This window comes from Vibrio sp. 1CM24A, from assembly GCF_023161725.1.
In the GTDB taxonomy this organism is placed as follows: Bacteria; Pseudomonadota; Gammaproteobacteria; order Enterobacterales; family Vibrionaceae; genus Vibrio; species Vibrio coralliirubri.
Genome location: NZ_JALNTS010000006.1, coordinates 210,032 through 232,459, shown reverse-complemented (window position 1 = coordinate 232,459; position 22,428 = coordinate 210,032). Strand labels below are relative to the sequence as shown.

Sequence of the window (22,428 nt, the reverse complement as noted above, 5' to 3'; positions counted from 1 at the left end):
CTTATGCCTCAGTCAGGTTGCGGCTTTGTTTATTGCGTTTAGCGACTGATTTTAGGATCAGGAAGCCCACAACAGCGATCAGAACGGTGTTACCCGCTGCGATGATAGACAGTTGAGTGAAGACTTTAGTAAACGGTTCTGCGTATAGGATGGTGTCTAGGAACGCAGAGCAGCCATAGCCTACAACGTTACCTGCAAGGGCCAGTATCACGAACAACACAAAATCTTTCATTGGCAGCTCGCCTTGTTGAAGACGGTTCTTAGTCATCATAGGGAATAAGCCGATAACCATACCTACGATACCTGAGCCTAGTACCCAAGTTAACCACACGCCCCAGCCTGCGAACAGATCCGTTACCCAGTGACCGATAAAGCCAACTAAGAAGCCAACAATTGGGCCGAACAAAACAGAAAACAGTGCTAGGACTGCCATCGCTGGTTTCAATGTCGTGTTCGCAAACACTGGGACACCAAACATAGGTAAACCACCAATGCCGTACAGTGCCGCGCCAATGGCAATAACGACCACTGTTTTAGCTGAAAAGTTCATAGATAACCTCGAATACTGAAAGATAAAGCTTAATAAAGAACGAATATTCGCCATTATTAATATGCGTCTCAATGAGAGCGTTTTTTGGGCAAATATAAAAAATAAGGCGCGCATTATACAGTAGAACCCTTCCATAAGGGAAGGTAAGTGTCTAGATGTCTAAAATTCCATCTGAACACCTAAATATCGTGTAAAAAGCGCAATTTTACGGTTAATCAAGCAACAAAAAAGCCAGAGCGGGTCTGGCTTTTTCATTCGTCTTAACAATGTGTTAAGCGGGTTCGTCATATATCTACGACCGTTTAGTGGTCTAGGTATAGATAGTTTTGCCAACTCTTCATGCGAATAAGTACCTTACGCATGATAGACACGTGAGTGAAACTGTCAGAATAAACGGCAACTTCAACCGCAGTACCCATTGGTAAATGGTAGTCAGACAGATCATCAGTGATGCTCAATTTAACGAACACACGACCACTGGTACGCAACGCATCAGTACCTAGAAGCGCGCCTCTAGCTTGGAATTGGCTCTCACCAATAGCTGGAATCACTTCATCAATACGTCCTTTGAATATCTTCCCTGGCAATGCTCTAAACAAGAACTCAGCTTCGTAACCCGGTTGCAGGCGTTGTAAGGAGTTTTGTCTGAACGCAGCGGTATAGAATTGTTCTTCTGTGTGAACAAAGGTCATCACAGGAGCTAAAGGAAGCGGTACTGCCATAACGCCTGGGCGCAATGCTAGTTGCGTAACGTATCCGTCAGTGGGAGCTCGAACCACGGTTTGTTCTAAATCAAACTGAGCTTTACGCAATTCGGCCAATAAGCTTAAAACGGCTGTATTCTCGCCACCAATTTCAGACTCTAGGGCAATTTGTGCTTGTTCTAGATTAGCATCTGCCACTTTCACGGCGGCTTCTGATGCCTTGTAAGCTTGTCTGCGAGTATCTAATTGTTGCTCAGTAAAGGCTCCGCTGTCATAGCCGCGCTTGTAACGAGAGAATTCACGTTGGGCTTTATCTCTCTCTGCGATGGCTTTGATTTTTGCAGCCTCAGCTTCAGCCACTTCAGACTCCATTCCAAGCGCACCTTGGCTTGCTTCTTTTACCTTCGCTTCCAGTCTTGCGACTTCAGCTTCGAATGGAACCGGGTCTATTTTGAAAAGAATATCACCTTTCTTCAGAGGTTTGTTTGCCTCTACAGGCACTTCGATAACTTTACCCCTAACGCCTGAAACGACTGGCGTTGTTGAGTAAACTTGATTACCAATTTGTGTGAAAGGGTGGTTATAGTTCATCAGTAGAATCAAAGTACCTATGATGACGACACCACCAAGAACGGCGGTAGGTACTGTCCATTTATTGAGCGGGATATTAAATACTTTGAAGATGGTGATACAAAGTGCCGCGTAGGTCATTATCAGCAGTAAATCCATTACTTAGCCTCCTGATCTTGAACGTTGTTTGTCTCTTTCTCTGGACTGTTTTGCTCAGCACCAGCTTGCTTGAGCTGTGCGATTTCTTCCTGAAGGGTACTCACTTGAGCGATGAGAATATCGACGCGATGATGAATATCGTGTTGCTCTTCTTCTAATTTAGCGAAGCCCCAACCACGATCTTTACGCCACAGCGTTGCCCAGATCCAAAGGAAGGGCCAAATAGCGTGTAAGGTGAATAGGCTAACCCAGCCTGAGACGTGAATAGCATCTTGATGAGGGTGGTTACGTTCTTTCGCAATTTCATAGGGAATATCGTGAATAACGATGATGCCGTAAAAGATGACTAATGCTACGAAAATCAGTAGACCGAGTGCAAAGTAGTCTAAAAACATAACAGATCCTTGTAATGTTAGATATTAGTTATAAATATACTACGCTATCATCCAAGTAATTGTTATAAAAATGATTTACCGAGTTGAAAATAATGTGTTGTCGCTTCTAATGCGAATAAAAGCATTGATGAATCTTATAAAATCTTATCGCGTTTGAAGAGGTTATTTCGGCTTTCTGGTTGGTATTTAAGCCTGAAATGATGACGGTTAAGATTCTAAATGACGGGCATAACCACAAGGGACAAATACGGATGTATATAGGTGAATTGGCGGCCATTGGCGCTGCAATTGTGTGGGCATGTGCGACCTGGATCTATGGGCAATTTGGACATCGCTTCTCTGCGATGCAATTGAACATTGTTAAGGGGGTAGTGGCGTCAGGGATGATGTTGCTGGTCATGCCTCTTATCCCGATGCCGGAGTTTGAACTGAGTACCAACCATTTTCTGATATTGGCAATTTCAGGTGTGATTGGCATTGCGATTGGAGATAGCGCCTATTTTGCAGCGTTGAAAAGAATCGGTGCCAATAAGACGTTGTTACTGGAGTCTTTAGCCCCGCCTCTTTCTGGTGTGTTGGCATTAATGTTCCTTGGCGCTGTATTGACAGTGCAAAGCTGGCTCGGTGTCGTGATTACAACACTGGCGGTGACCTTCGTTGTCTTCCAACCATCAAAATCGGCGAGCGGAGAATCGAATGACAAAGCGCAGTGGGGTGGTATTGGTTATGGACTTGTGGCGAGTGTCTGTCAGGCATCTGGTGTAGTTATTTCTCATTACGCGTTAGTGGCGGGTGATATCCCCCCTTTGTTAGGTGCACTGATTCGCCTGACGATCGGCGTGTTTGCCGTGATGCTGATTATCCCTTTCGTTGAAAAGAAGCCGTATTCATCGATAAAAAGAGATTTATGGGAAATGACCAAGCTCGATAAACTGTGGTTATTAGGGGCAATCTTTGTCGGGACGTTTCTCGCTCTATGGCTTCAACAAGTGGCGCTGAAAAATGCTAACCCTGCGATTGCACAAACGTTGATAGCGACCAGCCCGGTCTTTATTTTGGTGATTTATGCGCTGAAAGGGGAGAATGTGTCAAAGCAAAGTATCATCGGCACGCTTGCCGCCCTTGCGGGAATTTCTTTGTTCTTTTATCAATAAGATGTTGGCCTTAGCTACAGAGCTACAGAGCTACAGAGCTACAGAGCTACAGAGCTACAGAGTGACATGCCATTACTCTGTACACACTTGATTACGGCCGTTGGCTTTAGCTCGGTATAGCGCTTTATCGGCACGGTAGAAGGTACGTTGAGTATTCTCTCCGTCACGATGCAAAGTGATACCGATACTCACGGTCAAACCGCGCTCCCCAAGTATTTCATGCCATCCAAATTGGAAAATGCGCTCTCGATAATTTTCAGAGTGCATTTCTGCTTTAGGAAGATCAGTGTTCTCTAGAATGACGAGGAACTCTTCTCCGCCAAACCTGACACACGACGCGCCTCTAAACTTAAAGTATGAACGCAGCTCTTGAGACACACTAACGATCGCTTTATCACCCACTAAGTGACTCAGTTCATCATTGATAGACTTGAAGTGGTCAATATCGATAACCATCAGTGCGAAAGAGGTATCGTGCAGCAGCATATCTTTCAGTTTCACATCTAACCAGCGACGGTTGTGTAACCCTGTCAACGGATCGGTGAATACGTCTTGTTGGAGCTGAGCCACCGCATTCTTGTGTTGTTCAGTTGTCTCTTTGAGCTCTTTGTTCTCTTGTTCAGAGAGAATGAGTTTGAGTTGTAACTCAAAACGGGACAGGCGGCGTAGCTGGCTTGCACCGAGTTCACTGATCGGGATCTGCTTCATCAGATCGGTTTCAATTCGGTAGCCTTTTTTCTCATAGCTTAGCGCTTCTTGAAAACGCCCTTGATTCATACACACATCACTTAGCGAATCGTAGAATCGTTTTGCAAGTACTGGCGACGAGTAGGCTTTCACGCGTTTGTCTGTGCTCGACAAAATCATGCTCGCGTAGTCTTGCTTGCCGGTTGCGCTTAGGCAATGTGCTAGCTCTAGACGAGTCATGGTCGCAAGCCAGCTTGCTTGAGTGCTGTTGGCTGGGTATTGAACCTTAGACAGGCAGCGTAGCGCTTCATGGTATTTTTTCTTAGCGCGCAGCACCTTCGCTTGGTAAAGCAATATTTGAGCTGTGAGCAACTTGTCACTCACCAAAATACTTAATTCTTCGCACTCATTCAGTAAATCGCTAGCCGCTGTAATGCGATTGAGTAGAAGTAGGCTTGCTACCATATGCAGCTTGAATTTGAGGCGAAGTGAGCGACTGCTTATCGCGTGGTCTATGCTGCTGATTTTTTGATAGTAGCGAAGGGCTCTGTTGTGATCGCCATAGGAATCACACAGGTTGCCCATGCCTAAAATAGCTAATACATACTCATCGATATGACCGTGTTCAACCGCGATTGTCGATGAACTGACGAATTCATTGAGTGCTGACGTGTAATCACCAATTTCAACTAAGCGGTCACTTAGGCTGGTTTTGACTGTCAGAATGTCTTCGATATCGGCAGGAAGGTGGAGCAGATCGAGTGCTCGTCTCAACTCTTCGATACTGGTTTGATTTTGTTGTAACTCGGCTCGGTATTCAGAGCTAATGATATAGCAGTGTGCTTGCTCTGTTTGCGTTGTCGAAACGTGCTGACGAATGTGGTTCCAGAAGATGATCGCTTCTTCACCTGATACTGATGAAGGGTCTAAACCGGCGTCTGTGATCTTGCTTAATAGAGTTTCCATTATTCTATTACCTCAGCATCGTCTTCTTCGAGTTGTTCAAGCGTGAACGGGAACGTCAAAATATCATTGAGGCTGACGGTTGGTTTCGAGCCTTTTAATCCTTTTCTATGCCATGGATAGATATCGAGCATGGTGCTGAGAGTTTGGAAGGTTTGCTCTGCGGCTTCGCCCTTCTCGGAAAGCATAAGAGCCACACGTTCAGAACTTAGCCTTGCGATGAAGTCATTCTGGTTACATAAAGCATGAGCAATCTCGGTACAGACATCTAAGTAATCAGTATCGACATGATGGAACATAATGATGCTGTGGTTTGAACGTTTAAGCTCTGTCTTGAACAACACCAACTTTTCCCACCAAAAGGTTTCAGAGACGACATAAGAGAGGTGCTTTTCAGGATCGTACTCGTGCTGACCACGAATGCGGTTAATCAGTTTTCGCGCTCTCTGCTCTAGCTGGCGTTTTGAACTTCGCGCTTTATCTAACCCAACGCGGGTCGTTTGCTCTTTGAGCATGCCGATAGAATATTGACGGTACTTTTTAAATGCGACGAGTGCGGCTTGGAAGTCTTGGTTTTCTTCCGCCACCAAGGATTGTTGGTAACAGATTTGGCTCAGCAACTCGCCATTATCGAACTCGTTTGCAGACTGTTCTGCGAGCCTGAGTAATTCCGCCGCTTGTTCTGGCCTTTTTCTCAGGAGCTCCAATCTAGCTCGGCTGATGTATGAGTGTGCCTTCATCCAAACTAGATTGTGTTCAACGGCCAGATTGTGCGCTTTGGCCGTGGCGCGCTCTGCGTCATCTAAGCGTTCAAGACCAAGTAGGGCAAGGCCTCGGAAGTCCCACACCTCAGCATGCCAAGTGTTATCTTTGTGGTCTTTTAATGCTTCTTCTGCACCGTCTAATACCGACAGCATTTCAACATAGTTGTTGAGCAGGTAGTAATCCCAAGCGAGCAGTATTCTGGCTTTGCCCTCTAACCAACCAATGCGGCTGTTGTTAGCCACTTTAACGGCAAGCTGGTGGGTTGAACGTGCAAGTTTATATTCGTGGGTCATTCGCCAAATATTGCCAAGGCCAATGAGACATTCAATTTGAATTTCGACTTCGTCAACCAATGCGGACTGCTCTAAGGCATTGATCCAGAACTGTTGGGCAGAGTAATACTTGGCTTGTCCCCAGAACTGGAGCGCGTGTAAATGGAGGATTTCAGGGAGAAAAAGGTCGGTATCTAATCGGCTTTGGCGCTTGTAGGCTTCCTTGATGTATTTTAAACCTTTTTGGTAATCCATCAGGTTCCAGCTACATCTTGCCATTAACATTAATGACTGGATGGCACCCTCTTCAAACAGAACTTGCTCTGATCGGACTAGGCACTGCTGGGCAATCTCTAGGATCACCGATGGCTCAGAGTCGACACGAGTTTTAAGTTTTTCTAATTCTGTTTCAAGAAGGTACTGATTTTTGTCCAAGACTTACATCCATGATTATCGAACATATTGATAACACAATCATTATAAGAGTGTAATTTGAGATAAGCACCAATTATCTTTCGTAGAGCGTCAAAGGAACATCGATCTTTTCTAATTATGGGTGTTACCTCATATTGTCGCTTTAAAATCAATGAGTTCCCGAATAATTACCTAGAGGCTTTGTTGCTATGAAAGTAGTTGCTTTAGAGTTAATGGCAGCTCCGCTACGCCTAAGCGTTGTGCTGCCGTGAGCCCTTGCTTATCTTGGTAGCACAGATTGTGCCAAGCTCTAAATATGTCGAGCAATGGAAGAATGCCCCCAGGACGAAGCTTACGTCTGGGCTCATTAATAAAGCTATCAAATAACAGCTGAAAGCGCTGTTGATAGAACTTAGTTTGTTGAATTGAGGCCGTGTTAAACCACTGTTTTGGTTCTGGATTGTTACCGGTTAGGTAGCAGATACCTTTCTGGTTATCACCCTGATTCGCAATAGCCCAACGATCTCGCCACCAACTCATGTGAACGATGTCGATCTTTTCAAAACTTTGATCGTCTTGCCAGCCAGAATCTTCTTCGACATACATAAGGTCAATATTTTGACTCTGAATGCGCGGCAAACATACGCTTAAAGCGGCAGATCTTAGTAATGGATCTTGTGGCATATAGATGGCGACATGCTTGTCTTCGTTACACATATCCAACACATGTAAGAAGTGAGCATAAGAGGTATAAGGCGGTCGAATGAGTGCACCCTTTGAAGGGTAGCTAAATGTGGTGAGGTTACCCATAGGGTCCTCAACGTTACCTCTCGCAAGAATCACTTGGTATTGCTGTTCAATGCGCTCTTTTAGTTTGTCTGAGGGCTGAGGCAGTTCGAGATTTGCTTCTGAAGAGTGCTCCTTGGATACAAAGCGTGCCACATCATCATAAGGGTTGTGGTCGACGTTCCCTGATGGTTCTTCATTTTGAGAGTAGTTAACGTGTTGGCAAAGGATATAGCCAGAATGCGCCTCGCCCGTTGCTATCCATACCACACCGTTGTTACTTTGTGGTTGCAGACGCTGGTAGTGAGATGCGAACTCGTAATCTTTTGCATGGTTAACCCATCGTGCATCGATCATCGCTAATTTACGACGACAACGGCTCGCGATATGGTCAACATGATCATAGAAAGTCTTTGGGTTGATCTCTAATTTTCGGCAGATTTCACGTACGGAATAGCCCATGAACAGTAAGCCCATGAGGTTCTCTTGAAATTGGAGTTTTTTATTGGATCCAGACCATTTATCAACGAAGGTTGATTGGCAGTCTTTGCATCTATAACGCTGCCTGTCGCCACTGTAGCCGAAGGCATGATAAAGATGTTTGTGGGTATGAACCGATAAGCCGAAATTATCGCAGTCATCATTACGACAAGCAGGAAGCCCATCGCTGTGAAGTTGTCTTAGGCGATGAAGTTCGCTTAACACTTCACGATTGTTAAGTAAGGGGGGGAAAGCTCCACATTCACGACAAACCATCGCTGGACGCTTAGGGTTCGCGTGTTGCAAAACATACCGTTTTGCATCGCTCAAGCCAAAGTTGTCACACGCCAATGTTTTACAAAAGTTGAGTTGCAAACCATCCGCATCTTTTGGCAGCTTGTCGTTAGACACGATCTCCCCCTCGGGATTATTTGAGCAGCCAAGCGAGCCTGGCTGCGGGGTAACGCTTTTCAATGTATCTTTTATCAAATCGTTAGATGTTGATTGCTGTCTCTAGAGCAACTTTCATCATGTCGTTGAAAGATTTTTGACGCTCTTCAGAACTTAGTTTTTCACCACGGATGATGTGGTCAGATACTGTTAGGATAGTTAGTGCTTTAGCACCAAGGTCTGCAGCAACGCCGTAGATACCAGCCGCTTCCATATCAACACCTAGGATGCCTAGCTTTTCCATTTTTTCGAAAAGGTCAGCTTCTGGAGTGTAGAAAAGGTCTGCAGAGAATACGTTACCAACTTTAACTGGAACTTCTTGTGCACGAGCTTGGTTTACTGCTTCTTCTAGAAGACCGAAATCAGCGATAGCAGCGAAGTCGTGGTTGTTGAAACGAATACGGTTTACTTTTGAGTCAGTAGATGCACCCATACCGATAACAACGTCCATTAGTTTAACGTCGTCACGTACTGCGCCACAGCTACCTACGCGAATTACGTTTTTCACGCCGAACTCAGCGATTAGCTCGTGTACGTAGATGCAACATGATGGGATACCCATACCGTGGCCCATTACAGAAACTTTCTTACCCTTGTAAGTGCCTGTGTAGCCAAACATGTTGCGAACGTCACAAACTTGCTTCACGTCATCAAGGAATGTTTCTGCAATGTATTTTGCGCGAAGCGGGTCGCCCGGCATAAGTACTGTTTCTGCGAAATCACCAGCTTGAGCATTAATATGAGGTGTAGCCATGGTCGTTCTCCAAAGTTTAAACGGTAATTATAGGAACAGGATTTAATCAATTACCGATTCTGTTGAATTGAATTCGTTTTGTTGAGGCAATATTAGCGAGTTAGAACGTGGCTCCATGAGACTTTAGTCACAAAACAGGTCTGCCATTATAGTTTTATTAATATTGATAACCAAATATGTTGAAAGCGTAAAGGCAATCGATTTTGTATGGGTAAATTGCAAGCGAATGAGAGGAAAAGGCCTACACATAAACTTGTTGCCTATCAGTTTCGAGACAACAATACGTTGTAGAGACGTTTGATCAGAGATAATCTAAACTTTGATAAAAGACAAACCAAGGATTTGTATGTCGTATTGCGTTAAACCGACGCCTTTGCCGTCAATGAAAACACGACTTCACAGAGCGGCGTCGCTTGTTGTAAGAACCACTTTGCTTGCCAGCGGGATAGCTTCATCGTGGGTGTCTGCTGCAACCTTTGAATTGCCACCGACAGAAAGCCGCATTGTGGGCAGAATCCAGCAGCATGAAGTGGCGGCGGGCGAAACCTTGGCCATCATTGCCAAGCAATACGATATTGGTTTTCTCTCTTTAATGGCAGCTAACAAAGGGGTGGATCCTTTTCTTCCCGCGGAAGGCTATGTGTTAAGCATTCCAAGCCGCTTGATTTTGCCTGACACCCCAAGAAAGGGGATCGTCATCAATCTTGCTGAGTTAAGGTTGTATTACTTTGAGCCCGAGAACAATCAGGTGCATGTTTTCCCTGTCGGCATCGGTCGAGTTGGGCGCGATACTCCCGAGATGATCACCAAGATAAGCCAAAAAAGACCGAATCCAACATGGACACCACCAAATTCAATCCGCAAAGAGTATCTTGAAAAGGGCATTGAGTTACCGAGAGTGGTTCCTGCTGGGCCAGAAAACCCATTGGGCGAGTACGCTCTGAGGCTTGCTTATGGCGCTGGCGACTATTTGATCCATGGTACTAACAAGGACTTCGGAATAGGTTTACGAGTTAGCTCTGGTTGTATCCGAATGGAACCTAAAGACATTGAGTGGCTGTTTGAGCAAGTGAACCGTGGTGAACAGGTCACTATTATCAATGAGCCGATTAAGGTGTCATTAGAACCAGATAGAAGTGTGTTTGTTGAAGCGCACGAACCATTAACTCGAAGTGACGGCTCAAAGAAATCATTACAGATCCCTGTGGAACTAAAATGGTGGCTTGAAGACGCAGAACTGCCAAATTCAAAGGCGAAAGCGGTTATCTTTGCTCAAAACGGCGTGCCTGTAGAAATAGCACCACCTGTGATTGAGTTTTAATTCGATGGCCTCTTCTGTAATAGGGAGCGGTTTTATCTTGTCTACTCGCATTAGTACCTTCTACTCGAATTAGTATCGCCCAAAAAAAAGCACCACATCCGATAAGAAGTGGTGCTGTCTATATACTGCTTTTTGCGACTTATTTAATTTACAGCTTAATCGCGATTAGATCTCAAACTACTTAGTGTAAGACTCAGCGATGTTATCGATGCGTTCGTTAGCACGATCCGCTTCTTCTTTCGCTGCCATAGCGGCTGCTTCTGCTTCTTGAGCCTTCATTTCTGCGGCTGCTTTGTCACTCTTAAGTGCTTCAACTTCGCTTGTAAGTTGAGCCACTTGGTTAGTTAGTTGATCCATTTCTGACACTGCAGCTTCTTCTGGCTCTGAAGAACAACCGGCTAGAATGAAAACTGATGCTGCAGCTGCGATTAACGTCTTATTCATAAGAACTCCTTGCTTATTTATCATCAAAAGATGCGCTATACATTCTTTATCATATAGTCGCTTCATTAATGATTGTAGCGACTAATTTTTTAACTGCAAAAACAATAACTAAAGAAATTGCTAAATTTTTGAGGTAATTAGCTAAGCATCACGTTCTGTCTCACTTATGAGATGAAGGATTTAGAGACGACTTGAAGGTGTTTTTGGAGGGCCACCCCTTTGCTAGCAATGCATACAATGTTCTAGCTAAAGATAGATAAAGGGATAAATTTACTGTGATCTCTATCCTTATAAAGTACTTTCGCGGTATCATGTCACGTTAAATTAATTTTATTCAATACCATCATGACTGGAGAGTCCTTTGCACTTTAAAGATTTAGGCTTAGATAACCGCTTACTGAAGAACTTAAAACATTACGACTTCAAGAAGGCGACAGAGATCCAATCAAAAGCGATCCCTGTTGCTATTGCTGGTAAGGATCTATTGGCTTCATCAAAAACGGGATCAGGAAAAACATTGGCGTTTGTGTTGCCAATGATACATAAAGCATTAAAAACAAAAGCGTTTTCTGCTAAAGATCCTCGTGGTGTAATTTTGGCTCCTACTCGTGAGCTAGCGAAGCAAGTTTACGGCGAATTGCGTAGCATGCTTGGTGGTCTGTCTTATGAAGCGGCGCTTATCTTAGGTGGTGAGAACTTTAACGATCAAGTTAAAGCACTGCGTAAGTACCCTCGCTTTATCGTAGCGACGCCAGGTCGTCTTGCTGACCACCTAGAGCACCGCTCATTGTTCCTTGATGGTGTTGAAACGCTAATCCTTGATGAAGCAGACCGTATGCTTGATCTTGGTTTTGCTCCAGAACTGCGTCGTATTGCAAACGCGGCTAAGCACCGTCGTCGTCAGACGCTAATGTTCTCTGCAACGCTAGACCACGCTGAAGTGAACGGTATTGCCAATGAAATGCTAGACGCACCTAAGCGTATCTCGGTGGGTGTTTCTAACGAGCAGCACCTTGATATCACTCAGAAATTCTACCTATGTGATCACCTAGATCACAAAGAAGCGATTTTAGACCGTGTACTGGAAGAAGCTGAATACCGTCAGGTTATGATCTTCACAGCAACTCGTGCTGATACTGATCGCCTAACGGATAAGCTGAATGAGAAGAAGCTTAAAGCCGTTGCACTGAGCGGTAACTTAAACCAAACGCAGCGTAATGCGATCATGAGTCAGTTTGAGCGTGCGGTTTACAAGATTTTGGTAACAACCGATGTTGCTTCTCGTGGTATCGATATTCCAAACGTAAGCCACGTAATCAACTTTGATATGCCGAAGCACACCGAAGAGTACGTTCACCGTGTTGGTCGTACTGGGCGTGCTGGTAACAAAGGCGATGCAATCTCTTTGGTTGGTCCAAAAGACTGGGACAGCTTCAAGCGTGTTGAGCTTTACCTTCAACAAGATCTTACTTTCTCTGTGCTTGAAGGCCTAAAAGGTAAGTTCAAAGGTATTAAACCTCGTAAACCTGCGTTTGCTAAAGGCGGTCCTGCGAAGAAGAAAACCAACACTCAAGCGAAGAAAACGCCGAAGAAACCAGTTAAGCGTGATAAGAGCTTCCACCAGAATGTGGCAGTGGGTGATACCGTGTTTATCCCTAAGAAGAAAGTTGCGCCAAAAACTGACGACGAGTAATCACCAGCCAGTTAAAAGTGTTTGTTTGTAAAACTGACATAAATGAAAACCGCCTATGAAGGGCGGTTTTTTTGTATCTGACTTTTGTGCCTAAGAGGTGCTACCTCAAGTTACAGTTCAACTTGGCGGCTTTAGAAATCAAAAGTCGAGAAAGAAAAAGCTAGGATATGGTCGGCAATGTATTTATGCGTGGCGGTGGTTGGGTGGGTCACGCCCCAAAAGACATAACTGTCTGAACCATAGGTCGCACAATCATTGGTTAAGCTGTGGCTTTTCAGGTAGTCGGCCGCTGAGCTTCTATTGAGATTAAGACAAGCATCACTCGAGTTTCGAAAGCCGTGCTGTTCGGGGTTATCGGTAATGCTGGCGAACAACGCACTCGCATCGAACAACACCACATTTTTCCCCATATCTTGGTAATACTCGGCTTGAGCTTTGATGAACTGGTTAAATTCTAAGATCTTGCCACGAACTTTTATGATCTCTTGTTCGGTAGAGTATTTGAATTGAGGGGCTTTGGTCGCATCGGGTAAGGTGAACAGCAAGATATTGTTCGCACCAGATTCCGTTAAGCGGATCAGCGCGCTACTGAAATCAGCTTTTACATCGGCGACTTCTCGGTTGTAGTTCATGAAGTCATTGAGACCAAACTCTAAAGTAAACAGTGAGTTTTCCGGGCGATAGTTTTTGGCGACTTTCATGTAGGTCAGATAAGAGGTTACTTGATCATAAACACCAGTCAATGCCACGTATTGGTTGGTACCTGCGGCGCCACCCACAGCCCAGTTATACAGAGGGACATCTTTCGCTTTTGCTAAATACTCCGTCCAGACTAAACCATTCGAAAAGTGCCCTAAAAACCAAGAATCTGCGTTGGGGAAAACCCATTGAGAGCCATTAAAAAGATTACCAGTGTCGGACAGGCTATCGCCAAAGGTGACAATACGGTTGATGCTATTGGCTTGAAAAGCGTTGTCGTTGGTCCAGATGGAGTGATTGTAAGAGAAGCGATTATCTGCGGCAAAGTAGGTGATGTCAGCGGCGTCATGTTGGATGTCGAGCGTTTGTTCGCAACGCTGTTTGATTTCAGATTGAGGCGCATCACTGTAGAACATGTTTTTGAAAGAAACAGAAGACCACCAATATCCGTTGATCGTGTAGTATTCACCATTCTCTTTCTTTGCCCACTTCCAGTCGGTGGCCGGAGAGTCATGAGAGGCATCGGTTCGATACCAACATCGAACGTACGAATAGGTCTCTGAGCCTTGTGTACTGAGTACTTGTGCGGATGTTATGGATTCAGGAGTTGGTATTGAGTCTTCAGCGGCATAAGCGCCAAAAGGCAGGGCTAACGTGAGTATTAAAGCCGTATTTTTCATCACTGTATTCTCTTTTATATTTAGATGAGCCAAACAAAAACGTTGTTGCTTGTTGCTTGTTGCTTGTTTCTTGCTGATAACTGGATAAGTAAATAACTGGTACGACCTATATCTAAAATCAATAATTAACGTCAATACATTCAGGTTTGTGGTGTGTCGTTAATGGCATAAGTATCAAGTTTTCAACGAGTTTATGGTTGAAAAATACCTGTTTCCAAACGGTTATTTGTCGAAAAATTTTGGTTTATTGAGAATTTGGAATTGATATTTGAGTCGGGATATTGAATGAGCAATCTCATTAAGATTAACTAAATGTTAATTTAATCAATTACTTATGGTTTTAGTTTTTATCACGATTCTGGTCGTCTGATGTTCATCGCACCTGTTTAATTCAAGTTCGCCATCACAAATATCAAATCGTTACTTTCTGTTTTATAAAATCATCATCTACGGTTCTTTTACTCATCAGAGGTCTAATCTGTTTAAGGAAAGAGCATTGAAAAAGATATTAATTTGGACGATAGCCTGCCTATCCAGTTTTGGCGTATATGCCGGAACGAGCGCATCAGCATTAGAAGCCAGCGGATACACTGAAACGAAATACCCCATTATGTTGGTACATGGTCTGTTTGGTTTCGATACATTAGCGGGCGTCGACTATTTCTATGGCGTACCTGAATCCCTAACCAAAGATGGCGCGAGCGTATACGTCGCTCAGGTCTCTGCAACCAATAGTTCTGAGGTCCGTGGTGAACAGTTACTCAGCCAAGTTGAAACGCTGTTAGCTGCAACAGGAGCAAGTAAGGTGAATCTGGTTGGTCACAGCCATGGTGGGCCAACGGCTCGTTATGTTGCGTCAGTTCGACCGGATCTTGTGGCTTCAGTGACCAGTATTGGCGGTGTGCATAAAGGCTCTAAGGTTGCTGATCTCGTTAGAGGGAACGTATCTGAAGGCTCTGTCACAGAAGGTATCGCGGTTAAATTAGCAGGTGGATTAACGACACTGATTAACCTTTTATCTGGTGGAACGGATCTCGACCAAGACGGCCTCGCTTCTCTTGAAGCATTGACCACAGAAGGCTCGCTAGCATTCAACCAGTTTTACCCTGAGGGCGTTCCGACGTCTGAGTGTGGCGATGGTGAGTGGCAAGCAAGTAACGGCGTTTATTACTATTCATGGACAGGGTCTTCCACTTTTACCAACCTTCTTGATCCTACCGATGGAGCGATGACAATCCTAGGCTTAGCTTTCAATGAACCCAATGACGGGTTAGTAGGAGCATGCAGCGCCCATTTGGGCAAAGTGATTGGTGACGATTACAAAATGAACCACCTAGATGAGATCAATGGGTTATTGGGAATTCACCACTTGTTTGAGACCGATCCTGTAACGCTATATCGTCAGCATGCCAATCGATTGAAGTTGGCTGGCTTGTAGTCTGCAAAGCCGTTTAATAAGAAAACAAGGAAAGTATGATGAAAAAGACCGCCATTTTGTCGATAACCACGATAGCCCTGATGAGCACAGCGGCGGTCTTTTTATATCTAAATAATCAAGGTACACATACTGACGACGAACAACGCGTCTCCTCATTGAAAATCACCTCTCAGAAAGATACCGACATCGATAACGCATCAGCCAAAGACATGATGGAATACTTCGTATCGGGTAATACAGAATTAACCCTTGAAGATATTCGAGGCAATGTGGCAAAACACCACGAGCAATCATCCACAGCGGTGGTCGATGAAGCACTGTTTGCCAAATATCTAGAGTATAAGTCGGCACTGACATCGTTGGACGTACAATTCGATACCACATCCATTTCCGCTGATGACCTACGCACACTCAATCAAGCGCTCATTAACCTTCAAGCTCAGTTTTTCAGTGAGAGCGAGATAAGTATTCTGTTTACGCATGACAACAGAATGAGAGAAATCGCCTTAGAAAAGTTACTTCTGAAACAGGAGGGATTAGAGGATGAAGAATACCAACAAAGACTTGAATCCTATTTATCTGAGCAACCTGATTATGTTCAGTCGAGTCACCAGAATCAGGTGTTACTCCAACAGCTCTCTAGCTCTGAAGGTCTCGATGAACAGGGTAAATACTTAAAGAGAAGCGAACTTGTTGGTGAAGAAGCAACCCAAAGACTTGAAGCACTTGATAAACAAAGAGCGGCCTTTGAAGGCTCGTTAGAGGTCTACTTCGCAGAACGGAATGATGTTTTGAACGACTCAGCCTTATCAGAAACCGAACAACAAGAGACAATTGCGCAACTTCGGACAGAGCATTTCCTACCAGAACAACTGAGAAGGGTAAAAGCGATTGAAAGAATTCGAGCGACTGAATCTGGTCAGTAGTGTCTAAAAGCGAAAAACCAGCCATGATGGCTGGTTTTTTTGTTTATCGGTGAGCTCTAAAGCACATACAGCTTGAATCTGTTGCCTTGAACCTCGTACCTTAAACCCTATACCTTAAAGTAATCCAACTGCTGCTTCTGTTGTTCTGCTAGGTTAGATAGCTCGTGGCTTGCTGCAGCGGCTTGAGTAATGCCGGTAACGTTTTGGCTTACCAGGCTGTAGATATTTGAGATATTACGGTTGATGTCTGAGGTTACTTGGCTTTGCTCTTCAGCGGCAGAGGCAACCTGAGTGTTAATCTCTGTCATGTCCGTTACCGAGTTAGCAATGCCTGAAAGCGCGGCGCTTACTTCACCTGCAAGAGTTTGGTTGTGTTCCAGCATAGATAATGAGCTGCTCATGCTTTCATTCGCGTTACCGGATTGAACCTGCAAACCTTCTATGATGGTTTGGATCTCTTTGGTTGAATCTTGTGTGCGTGCCGCTAGCATTCGAACTTCATCAGCAACCACTGCGAAACCACGACCGCTTTCGCCTGCACGAGCGGCTTCGATCGCTGCGTTAAGCGCAAGCAGGTTAGTTTGTTCAGAGATACTTTGAATCACCTCAATCACTTTACCAATCTGTTCAGAGTGCTCTTTTAGCGTACCCACAACATTTGCAGCTTCGCTTAGCTGAATCGCCATCTGTTCGTTAGCTTTGTTGCTTTCATTAAACAAGCTCATGCTGTGTGTCGCCATTTCGTCAGCTTGTTTAGACGCTGAATCGGCTTGTACTGCGTTCTCGTTAACGTGTGCTGCAGTACTTTCAAGTTGGTTCACAGCAGAAGCGACTTGTTCCACTTCTTGTTTCTCTTGGTCTGAGTTAACGCTTGATTGGGTCATTACCGCTGCTAGCTCTGTCGACGCAGAAGCCACTTCGATACTGATTCGAGACAGCGAGCTTACCGTGTCACGCAGCTGCTCAACAGACTGGTTTACGTCTTGCGCAAGGCGTGAGATTTCGTTGTCGCCATATTCTTCTGCTTTAACTAACAAATTACCTTTTGCTACTTCTCGCATGGTTTCTTGAATGTTGCTGATCGGCTTAACAATGATGCCAGCCAGCGTCCAACTGATAATTAGAGCTACAGACAGGATCACCAACAGTGCAATGGTCGCAGTAGTCAGCGTGCTAGCGTGTTGCTGGCCGTTGATGTCGACCTCTTGAGTGGCAAGCAAGTTCAGCTTCTTAGACAGAGTGTTGATCGCTTGCACCATTTCATTACCCGCGTGACGGTATTGGTCGATTGCAATCTGGTAGCGGTTTTCAAAATCTGAAGTGAGTGATGCATCGCCGTGCTTCGATCTTAATAGAGGAAGCATTGTCGTTCGAGAAAAGTCGACATAGTGATTCATCGCTTTGTTCATCGCGGCCACTTCATCTTGCATGCCTGGCACTGTGTCTAATGAATTCAGTAGGCGAGTATTTTGGTCGCGCTTTTGGTTTAGTGTTTCAACCAGTGTTTTTACGTCATCAGCATTGAATAGACTGTAAATCGCTTTGATGCGCATGCCATAGCTGTTGTCGACGATTTCGCTGAGTTCTTCTTTATGTAAGATTAATTGGTCGGTCGCTACTGATACATCTTTGAATGCACTTTCTAGCTTTTCACTACCGATAATGACACCGCCTAAAAGTAAAACGACGGAAAATAGTACGGGTATAAGAATTTGTATTTTGATTGATAAGCCACTGAGAAGTTGGCGCATGTAATGTCCTTCTTTGAATAAAATAAATAGATGAGAATTATTATTAGAATTAGTTGGCGATTCTAACTAATGAGACTGACAATTCAATCAGTAATGAATTCGATTTTGATATATGAGATAGATATTTGATAAATTTTGAATATTTATTGTACAAACAAGGCTTTAGCCATTTTTAAGGTAGGGTTATTTGGCACAGAACCTTGTGTGGTATTAGGTAATAAAAGGGATGGCGAGATATTGAGCGGTTTAGCTTAAGTAGGTTGGAATGAATATTCGGTGCCTATGAGTGGGGCTAATTTATTACTTTAAGGCTATTTGGTAGGGGAGAAACAAGAAAATAAATTGCAGTTGTCATATAGGCTTCAATTAAGTGAAACACAACTGTCATATTCGGATTCTAAAGTAGGCCTCGTTCAAGCAAAACACAACATTACGGCAATAACGCCACTAAAGGAAATTTGTGATGAAAAAGACAGTTATCGGTGCAATCGCACTACTAGGCGCTCTAACAGTGAATACAGCTTCAGCTAAAGAAACTATCTCTGTAGTTGGCTCTAACAGTGCTTCTCCACTGGTTGAAGTTTTTGCAGAAACCTACATGAATAAAGGCGAACCAGTGTTCATCGAAATTCAAGCACCAGGTTCCTCTGCAGGCATCAAAGCAGCAAAAAATGGAAGTGCTGACCTTGGTATCTCTTCTCGTGACCTAAAAGAAGAAGAGAAAACAGCTGACCTGAAAGAGCTAGTTATCGCTCGTGACGGGATCGCAGTTGTTGTAAACCCAAATAACGAAGTATCTGCTCTTACAGCTGAGCAAATCACTTCAATCTACAAAGGCGACATCACTAACTGGAAAGATGTTGGCGGTGCTGACAAGCCAATCGTAGCAATCACTCGTGATACTGCATCTGGTACACGTGGTGCATTCGAAGACATCATGAAACTTAAGAAGAAGATTGGCGATAAGAAAGTATCGGCTATCTCTCAACGTGCACAAGTTGCAAACGGTAACGGCGCACTTAAAGTTTCTGTAGCAAGCAACCCATACGCTATCGGCTTTATCTCTCTAGGTACAGTTGACGAATCTGTTCAAGCTCTAACTATCGACGGCGCTGCTGCGACTGTAGACAACGTTAAGAACGGTTCTTACAAAGTTGCTCGTCCTTTCCTAGTTCTTTACAAAGATGGCGCTCCATCAGCTGAAACTCAACAATTCCTAGACTGGATGGTTGCAGACGAAGCTCAAGCTATCTCAGCTAAAAAAGGCTACATCACAGTTAACTAATCTTAACTGACTCAATCTTAATTATTGCTCAGCCTGCTTTAGGCTGAGCCTTTTCTTTCAACTTTGTTTATTTCGAGCTCTTATTGAGCCACAAAGTTTGAGATTTTATATATGACCATCGCAAATAGTGAAAAGCTTATGAATACTGAAGCGACTCAAATCAACAAGCCAAGTCTACGTGCTAAGAAGCGCATCGACTGGAGAGAAAGAATCTTCCACGGCTTGTTCTTATCGAGTGCTGTAATCGGCATCGTATCACTAGCCGTTATCGCTTACTTTATCGTTGCAGAGAGTATCCCTGCATTCCAAGAGGCCGGTGTTTCTGGCATCGTTCTGGGTGTTGACTGGTTACCTCCAGCTCTATTCGGTGTTGCAACTATGATTGTTGCATCGATTGTTTCGACACTTGGAGCTGTAGTTGTTGGTGTACCAGTTGGTGTATTAACCGCTATTTTTATTGCTGAGATTGCTCCAAAGCGTCTTGCAGATATTATTCGACCAGCAGTTGAGCTTCTAGCGGGTATCCCGTCGGTAGTTTACGGCTTCTTCGGTCTAGTAATTATCGTTCCAATGATTCAGAACGTTTTCCAAGTACCAGCGGGTAACACTATCCTGGCGGGTATCATTGTTCTGGGTATCATGATTCTTCCTACCGTTATCACGGTTTCTGAAACTTCGATTCGTGCTGTACCTCGCACATACAAAGAAGGTTCACTTGCACTGGGTGCTTCGAAAATCTACACGATTTTTAAGCTACTCGTTCCTGCTGCACGTTCAGGCATTATGACTGGTGTGATTTTAGGTATCGGCCGCGCACTTGGCGAAACGATGGCTATCATCATGGTTATGGGTAACGCGCCAGCAATGCCAGAAGGTATTTTGGACTCAGCTCGTACGCTAACAGCAAACATTGCAATTGAAATGTCTTACGCAAGTGGCGTTCACGCTAGCGCATTGTACGCAACGGGTGTTGTACTTCTAGTGTTCATCATGATGTTAAATGGTGCTCTACTTTATCTTAACCGTGAAAAAGCGAAGTAGGCGAGGATAAGTAATATGGATCGCGTAAAACTAAAACAAGCACGTCAAACCAAAGATAACATCCTGAAAGGCTTTATCTGGGCAGCTGCGGCTGTAACCGTTGGTTTCTTATTCTGGATTATTTGGTACATCCTATCGAACGGTCTGCAATACGTAGATTGGAACTTCATCACTGACGATTACACTCGTACTGGTGAAGAACGTGGTATTTTCCCAATGATCATTGCCACGATCTACATGGTAATCGCATCGATTGCGGTAGCCGCGCCACTAGGCATCATGACGGCGATATACTTAACTGAATATGCGAAAGTAGGTAGCCGATTGGTGAAAGTGATTCGATTCTGTACTGAGTCGCTAGCTGGTATCCCATCGATCATCTTTGGTCTGTTCGGTATGACCTTCTTTGTTTCGATTCTTGGTCTTGGCTTCTCGATTCTGTCGGGTGCACTAACGCTAAGTATCTTGATTCTTCCTGTAATCATTCGTACTACAGAAGAAGCATTGATGGCAGTGCCACAAACTTACCGCGAAGGCTCATATGGCCTTGGCGCTTCAAAAATCTACACTATCTGGCGTTTGATCTTACCAAGCGCAATGCCAGGTATCTTAACTTCGGTCATTCTTAGTATTGGTCGTGTAATTGGCGAATCAGCACCTGTATTTTTAACAGCAGGTATGGTGGCACGTGTTCCTGAGTCGGTATTCGATTCTGGCCGTACACTAACGGTTCACCTATATAAGCTGACAACAGAGCTATTTACTATCGATGAGTGGAACCAAGCCTACGGCACGGCGACAGTCCTAATCGTACTGGTTCTCTTGATCAACATGGTTACAAAACTGATTGCGAGACGCTTCAACACGGCAACTTACTAAGCTCATTAGCTGGCTCATCAATAAAGAGAGCCCCCGTGATAAAGAAAGCATCAAGTTAGACACGAATTTAAGAATTTAGAGATTACGAACATGAACAAATTTGATATTGAGAACCTAGATCTGTTTTACGGCGACAACCAAGCGCTTAAATCTATCAACCTGCCAATTCCTACTCGTCAGGTTACGGCACTGATTGGCCCATCAGGTTGTGGTAAGTCAACGCTACTACGTTGCTTGAACCGCATGAATGACCTAATTGAAGGCGTTACTATCAAAGGTAAGCTGGATATGGATGGTACAAACATCTACGGCAATATTGATGTGGCTGACCTACGTATTCGCGTAGGCATGGTATTCCAAAAGCCAAACCCATTCCCAATGAGCATCTACGAGAACGTGGCTTACGGCTTGCGTGCTCAAGGCATCAAAGACAAGAAGCACATTGATGAAGTAGTAGAAAGTTCACTGCGCAGTGCAGCACTGTGGGACGAAGTAAAAGATCGTCTTAAAGCACACGCATTTGGCTTGTCTGGTGGTCAGCAACAACGTCTATGTATCGCTCGTACCATTGCAATGGAACCGGATGTAATCCTGATGGATGAACCTACATCGGCTCTTGACCCAATCGCGACGCACAAGATTGAAGAATTGATGGAAGACCTGAAGAAAGACTTCACTATCGTTATCGTAACGCACTCAATGCAGCAAGCGCGTCGTATTTCAGACCGTACTGCTTTCTTCCTAATGGGAGAGCTTGTAGAGCACAATGAAACGAGTGTTATCTTCAGCGAACCAAAAGATGATCGTACTAAAGGTTACGTAAACGGTGACTTTGGTTAATTGATTATTTAGGTGCTGTGTTTAGCCTATTAGCAAAACCAGCACGCTAACTGATACGCAGGTTAGATAATCGAATAGATCGACAGAATTATCACTATAACTATAAGCGATGGAAGTTTTGCCCCACTTTTGGTGGGGCTTTTTTATGCCTCTAAAAAAGTCCCAATGTCGATGAAATTTTGGGCAGGAAATCCCATTTTTGTAGTCCTTCTCATGCTTGTGATAATGTAAAAAGTGAAATTGCGACCCGCTTAACATCTCATTTTTAGTTACATTGATTGCATATCAAGCCTTCTGTATTTTTGCTGTATTCTCAATAGCCAATGGA

General features: G+C 44.2%; 19 protein-coding genes. 9 read left to right on the top strand and 10 right to left on the bottom strand.

Annotated features, from left to right (window positions below):
* Nucleotide 1: 1 nt before the first annotated feature.
* The 3 genes from MSG38_RS14935 to MSG38_RS14925 form a co-directional block, all read right to left on the bottom strand.
* A complete protein-coding gene (locus tag MSG38_RS14935; protein WP_004732085.1) occupies nt 2-550 on the bottom strand; it encodes an ECF-type riboflavin transporter substrate-binding protein in 549 nt (182 codons plus the stop codon).
* 302 nt (nt 551-852) lie between these two features.
* A complete protein-coding gene (locus tag MSG38_RS14930; RefSeq protein ID WP_019821662.1) occupies nt 853-1,983 on the bottom strand; it encodes an HlyD family secretion protein in 1,131 nt (376 codons plus the stop codon).
* Nucleotides 1,983-2,378 carry a DUF3302 domain-containing protein gene (locus MSG38_RS14925; RefSeq protein WP_122081244.1) on the bottom strand — a complete coding sequence of 132 codons (396 nt, stop codon included), beginning with the start codon at nt 2,376-2,378 and terminating at the stop codon, nt 1,983-1,985. Before MSG38_RS14925 ends, MSG38_RS14930 begins: the two co-directional genes overlap by 1 nt.
* A gap of 251 nt (nt 2,379-2,629) precedes the next feature.
* On the opposite strand from MSG38_RS14925, the gene MSG38_RS14920 reads away from it, so the two are divergent.
* The gene (locus MSG38_RS14920) at nt 2,630-3,532 is read left to right on the top strand and encodes a DMT family transporter (protein ID WP_248402098.1); all 903 of its coding nucleotides are present in this window, start codon (nt 2,630-2,632) and stop codon (nt 3,530-3,532) included.
* A gap of 72 nt (nt 3,533-3,604) precedes the next feature.
* Here MSG38_RS14920 and MSG38_RS14915 read toward each other — a convergent pair whose 3' ends face one another.
* The 4 genes from MSG38_RS14915 to deoD all read right to left on the bottom strand — a co-directional run bounded on the left by MSG38_RS14915 (nt 3,605) and on the right by deoD (nt 9,103).
* Nucleotides 3,605-5,185 (bottom strand): GGDEF domain-containing protein, encoded by a 1,581-nt coding sequence (locus MSG38_RS14915; protein WP_048609814.1) that lies wholly within the window; start codon nt 5,183-5,185, stop codon nt 3,605-3,607.
* The gene (locus MSG38_RS14910) at nt 5,185-6,654 is read right to left on the bottom strand and encodes a hypothetical protein (RefSeq protein ID WP_017061878.1); all 1,470 of its coding nucleotides are present in this window, start codon (nt 6,652-6,654) and stop codon (nt 5,185-5,187) included. The genes MSG38_RS14915 and MSG38_RS14910 overlap by 1 nt, the downstream gene beginning before the upstream one ends.
* A gap of 186 nt (nt 6,655-6,840) precedes the next feature.
* Complete coding sequence (locus tag MSG38_RS14905; RefSeq protein ID WP_048610586.1) at nt 6,841-8,310, bottom strand: lactate dehydrogenase; 1,470 nt, start codon at nt 8,308-8,310, stop codon at nt 6,841-6,843.
* An 82-nt stretch (nt 8,311-8,392) separates the two neighbouring features.
* A complete protein-coding gene (deoD, locus tag MSG38_RS14900; protein ID WP_017061880.1) occupies nt 8,393-9,103 on the bottom strand; it encodes a purine-nucleoside phosphorylase in 711 nt (236 codons plus the stop codon).
* A gap of 346 nt (nt 9,104-9,449) precedes the next feature.
* On the opposite strand from deoD, the gene MSG38_RS14895 reads away from it, so the two are divergent.
* Nucleotides 9,450-10,424 carry a L,D-transpeptidase family protein gene (locus tag MSG38_RS14895; RefSeq protein WP_248402097.1) on the top strand — a complete coding sequence of 325 codons (975 nt, stop codon included), beginning with the start codon at nt 9,450-9,452 and terminating at the stop codon, nt 10,422-10,424.
* Between the two features lie 177 nt (nt 10,425-10,601).
* Here the strand turns inward: MSG38_RS14895 and MSG38_RS14890 are convergent, their stop codons facing one another.
* Entirely contained in the window at nt 10,602-10,868 is a 267-nt protein-coding gene (locus tag MSG38_RS14890; RefSeq protein ID WP_017061882.1) for an Lpp/OprI family alanine-zipper lipoprotein, read from the bottom strand.
* Nucleotides 10,869-11,229: 361 nt separating this feature from the next.
* Between MSG38_RS14890 and MSG38_RS14885 the strand changes: the two genes are divergently transcribed.
* Nucleotides 11,230-12,561, top strand: a complete 1,332-nt coding sequence (locus tag MSG38_RS14885; protein ID WP_048609810.1) for a DEAD/DEAH box helicase — start codon at nt 11,230-11,232, stop codon at nt 12,559-12,561.
* A 131-nt stretch (nt 12,562-12,692) separates the two neighbouring features.
* Here MSG38_RS14885 and MSG38_RS14880 read toward each other — a convergent pair whose 3' ends face one another.
* On the bottom strand, nt 12,693-13,940 hold the full coding sequence (locus MSG38_RS14880; protein WP_248402202.1) for an SGNH/GDSL hydrolase family protein: 1,248 nt from the start codon (nt 13,938-13,940) through the stop codon (nt 12,693-12,695).
* Nucleotides 13,941-14,436: 496 nt separating this feature from the next.
* On the opposite strand from MSG38_RS14880, the gene MSG38_RS14875 reads away from it, so the two are divergent.
* Together MSG38_RS14875 and MSG38_RS14870 are read left to right on the top strand one after the other, a co-directional pair.
* The gene (locus MSG38_RS14875) at nt 14,437-15,378 is read left to right on the top strand and encodes a triacylglycerol lipase (RefSeq protein WP_050632816.1); all 942 of its coding nucleotides are present in this window, start codon (nt 14,437-14,439) and stop codon (nt 15,376-15,378) included.
* A gap of 38 nt (nt 15,379-15,416) precedes the next feature.
* Complete coding sequence (locus MSG38_RS14870; RefSeq protein ID WP_248402201.1) at nt 15,417-16,304, top strand: lipase secretion chaperone; 888 nt, start codon at nt 15,417-15,419, stop codon at nt 16,302-16,304.
* A 107-nt stretch (nt 16,305-16,411) separates the two neighbouring features.
* Here MSG38_RS14870 and MSG38_RS14865 read toward each other — a convergent pair whose 3' ends face one another.
* Complete coding sequence (locus MSG38_RS14865; protein ID WP_248402096.1) at nt 16,412-18,055, bottom strand: methyl-accepting chemotaxis protein; 1,644 nt, start codon at nt 18,053-18,055, stop codon at nt 16,412-16,414.
* 463 nt (nt 18,056-18,518) lie between these two features.
* Between MSG38_RS14865 and MSG38_RS14860 the strand changes: the two genes are divergently transcribed.
* The 4 genes from MSG38_RS14860 (at nt 18,519) to pstB (ending at nt 22,100) form a co-directional block, all read left to right on the top strand.
* A complete protein-coding gene (locus tag MSG38_RS14860; RefSeq protein WP_048609800.1) occupies nt 18,519-19,340 on the top strand; it encodes a phosphate ABC transporter substrate-binding protein in 822 nt (273 codons plus the stop codon).
* A gap of 111 nt (nt 19,341-19,451) precedes the next feature.
* Nucleotides 19,452-20,381: a phosphate ABC transporter permease subunit PstC gene (pstC, locus tag MSG38_RS14855; protein ID WP_122081231.1), complete on the top strand. Its 930-nt coding sequence runs from the start codon at nt 19,452-19,454 to the stop codon at nt 20,379-20,381.
* A 15-nt stretch (nt 20,382-20,396) separates the two neighbouring features.
* A complete protein-coding gene (pstA, locus tag MSG38_RS14850; RefSeq protein ID WP_017064256.1) occupies nt 20,397-21,260 on the top strand; it encodes a phosphate ABC transporter permease PstA in 864 nt (287 codons plus the stop codon).
* Nucleotides 21,261-21,350: 90 nt separating this feature from the next.
* Nucleotides 21,351-22,100 (top strand): phosphate ABC transporter ATP-binding protein PstB, encoded by a 750-nt coding sequence (gene pstB / locus MSG38_RS14845; RefSeq protein WP_004732036.1) that lies wholly within the window; start codon nt 21,351-21,353, stop codon nt 22,098-22,100.
* Nucleotides 22,101-22,428 lie beyond the last annotated feature (328 nt).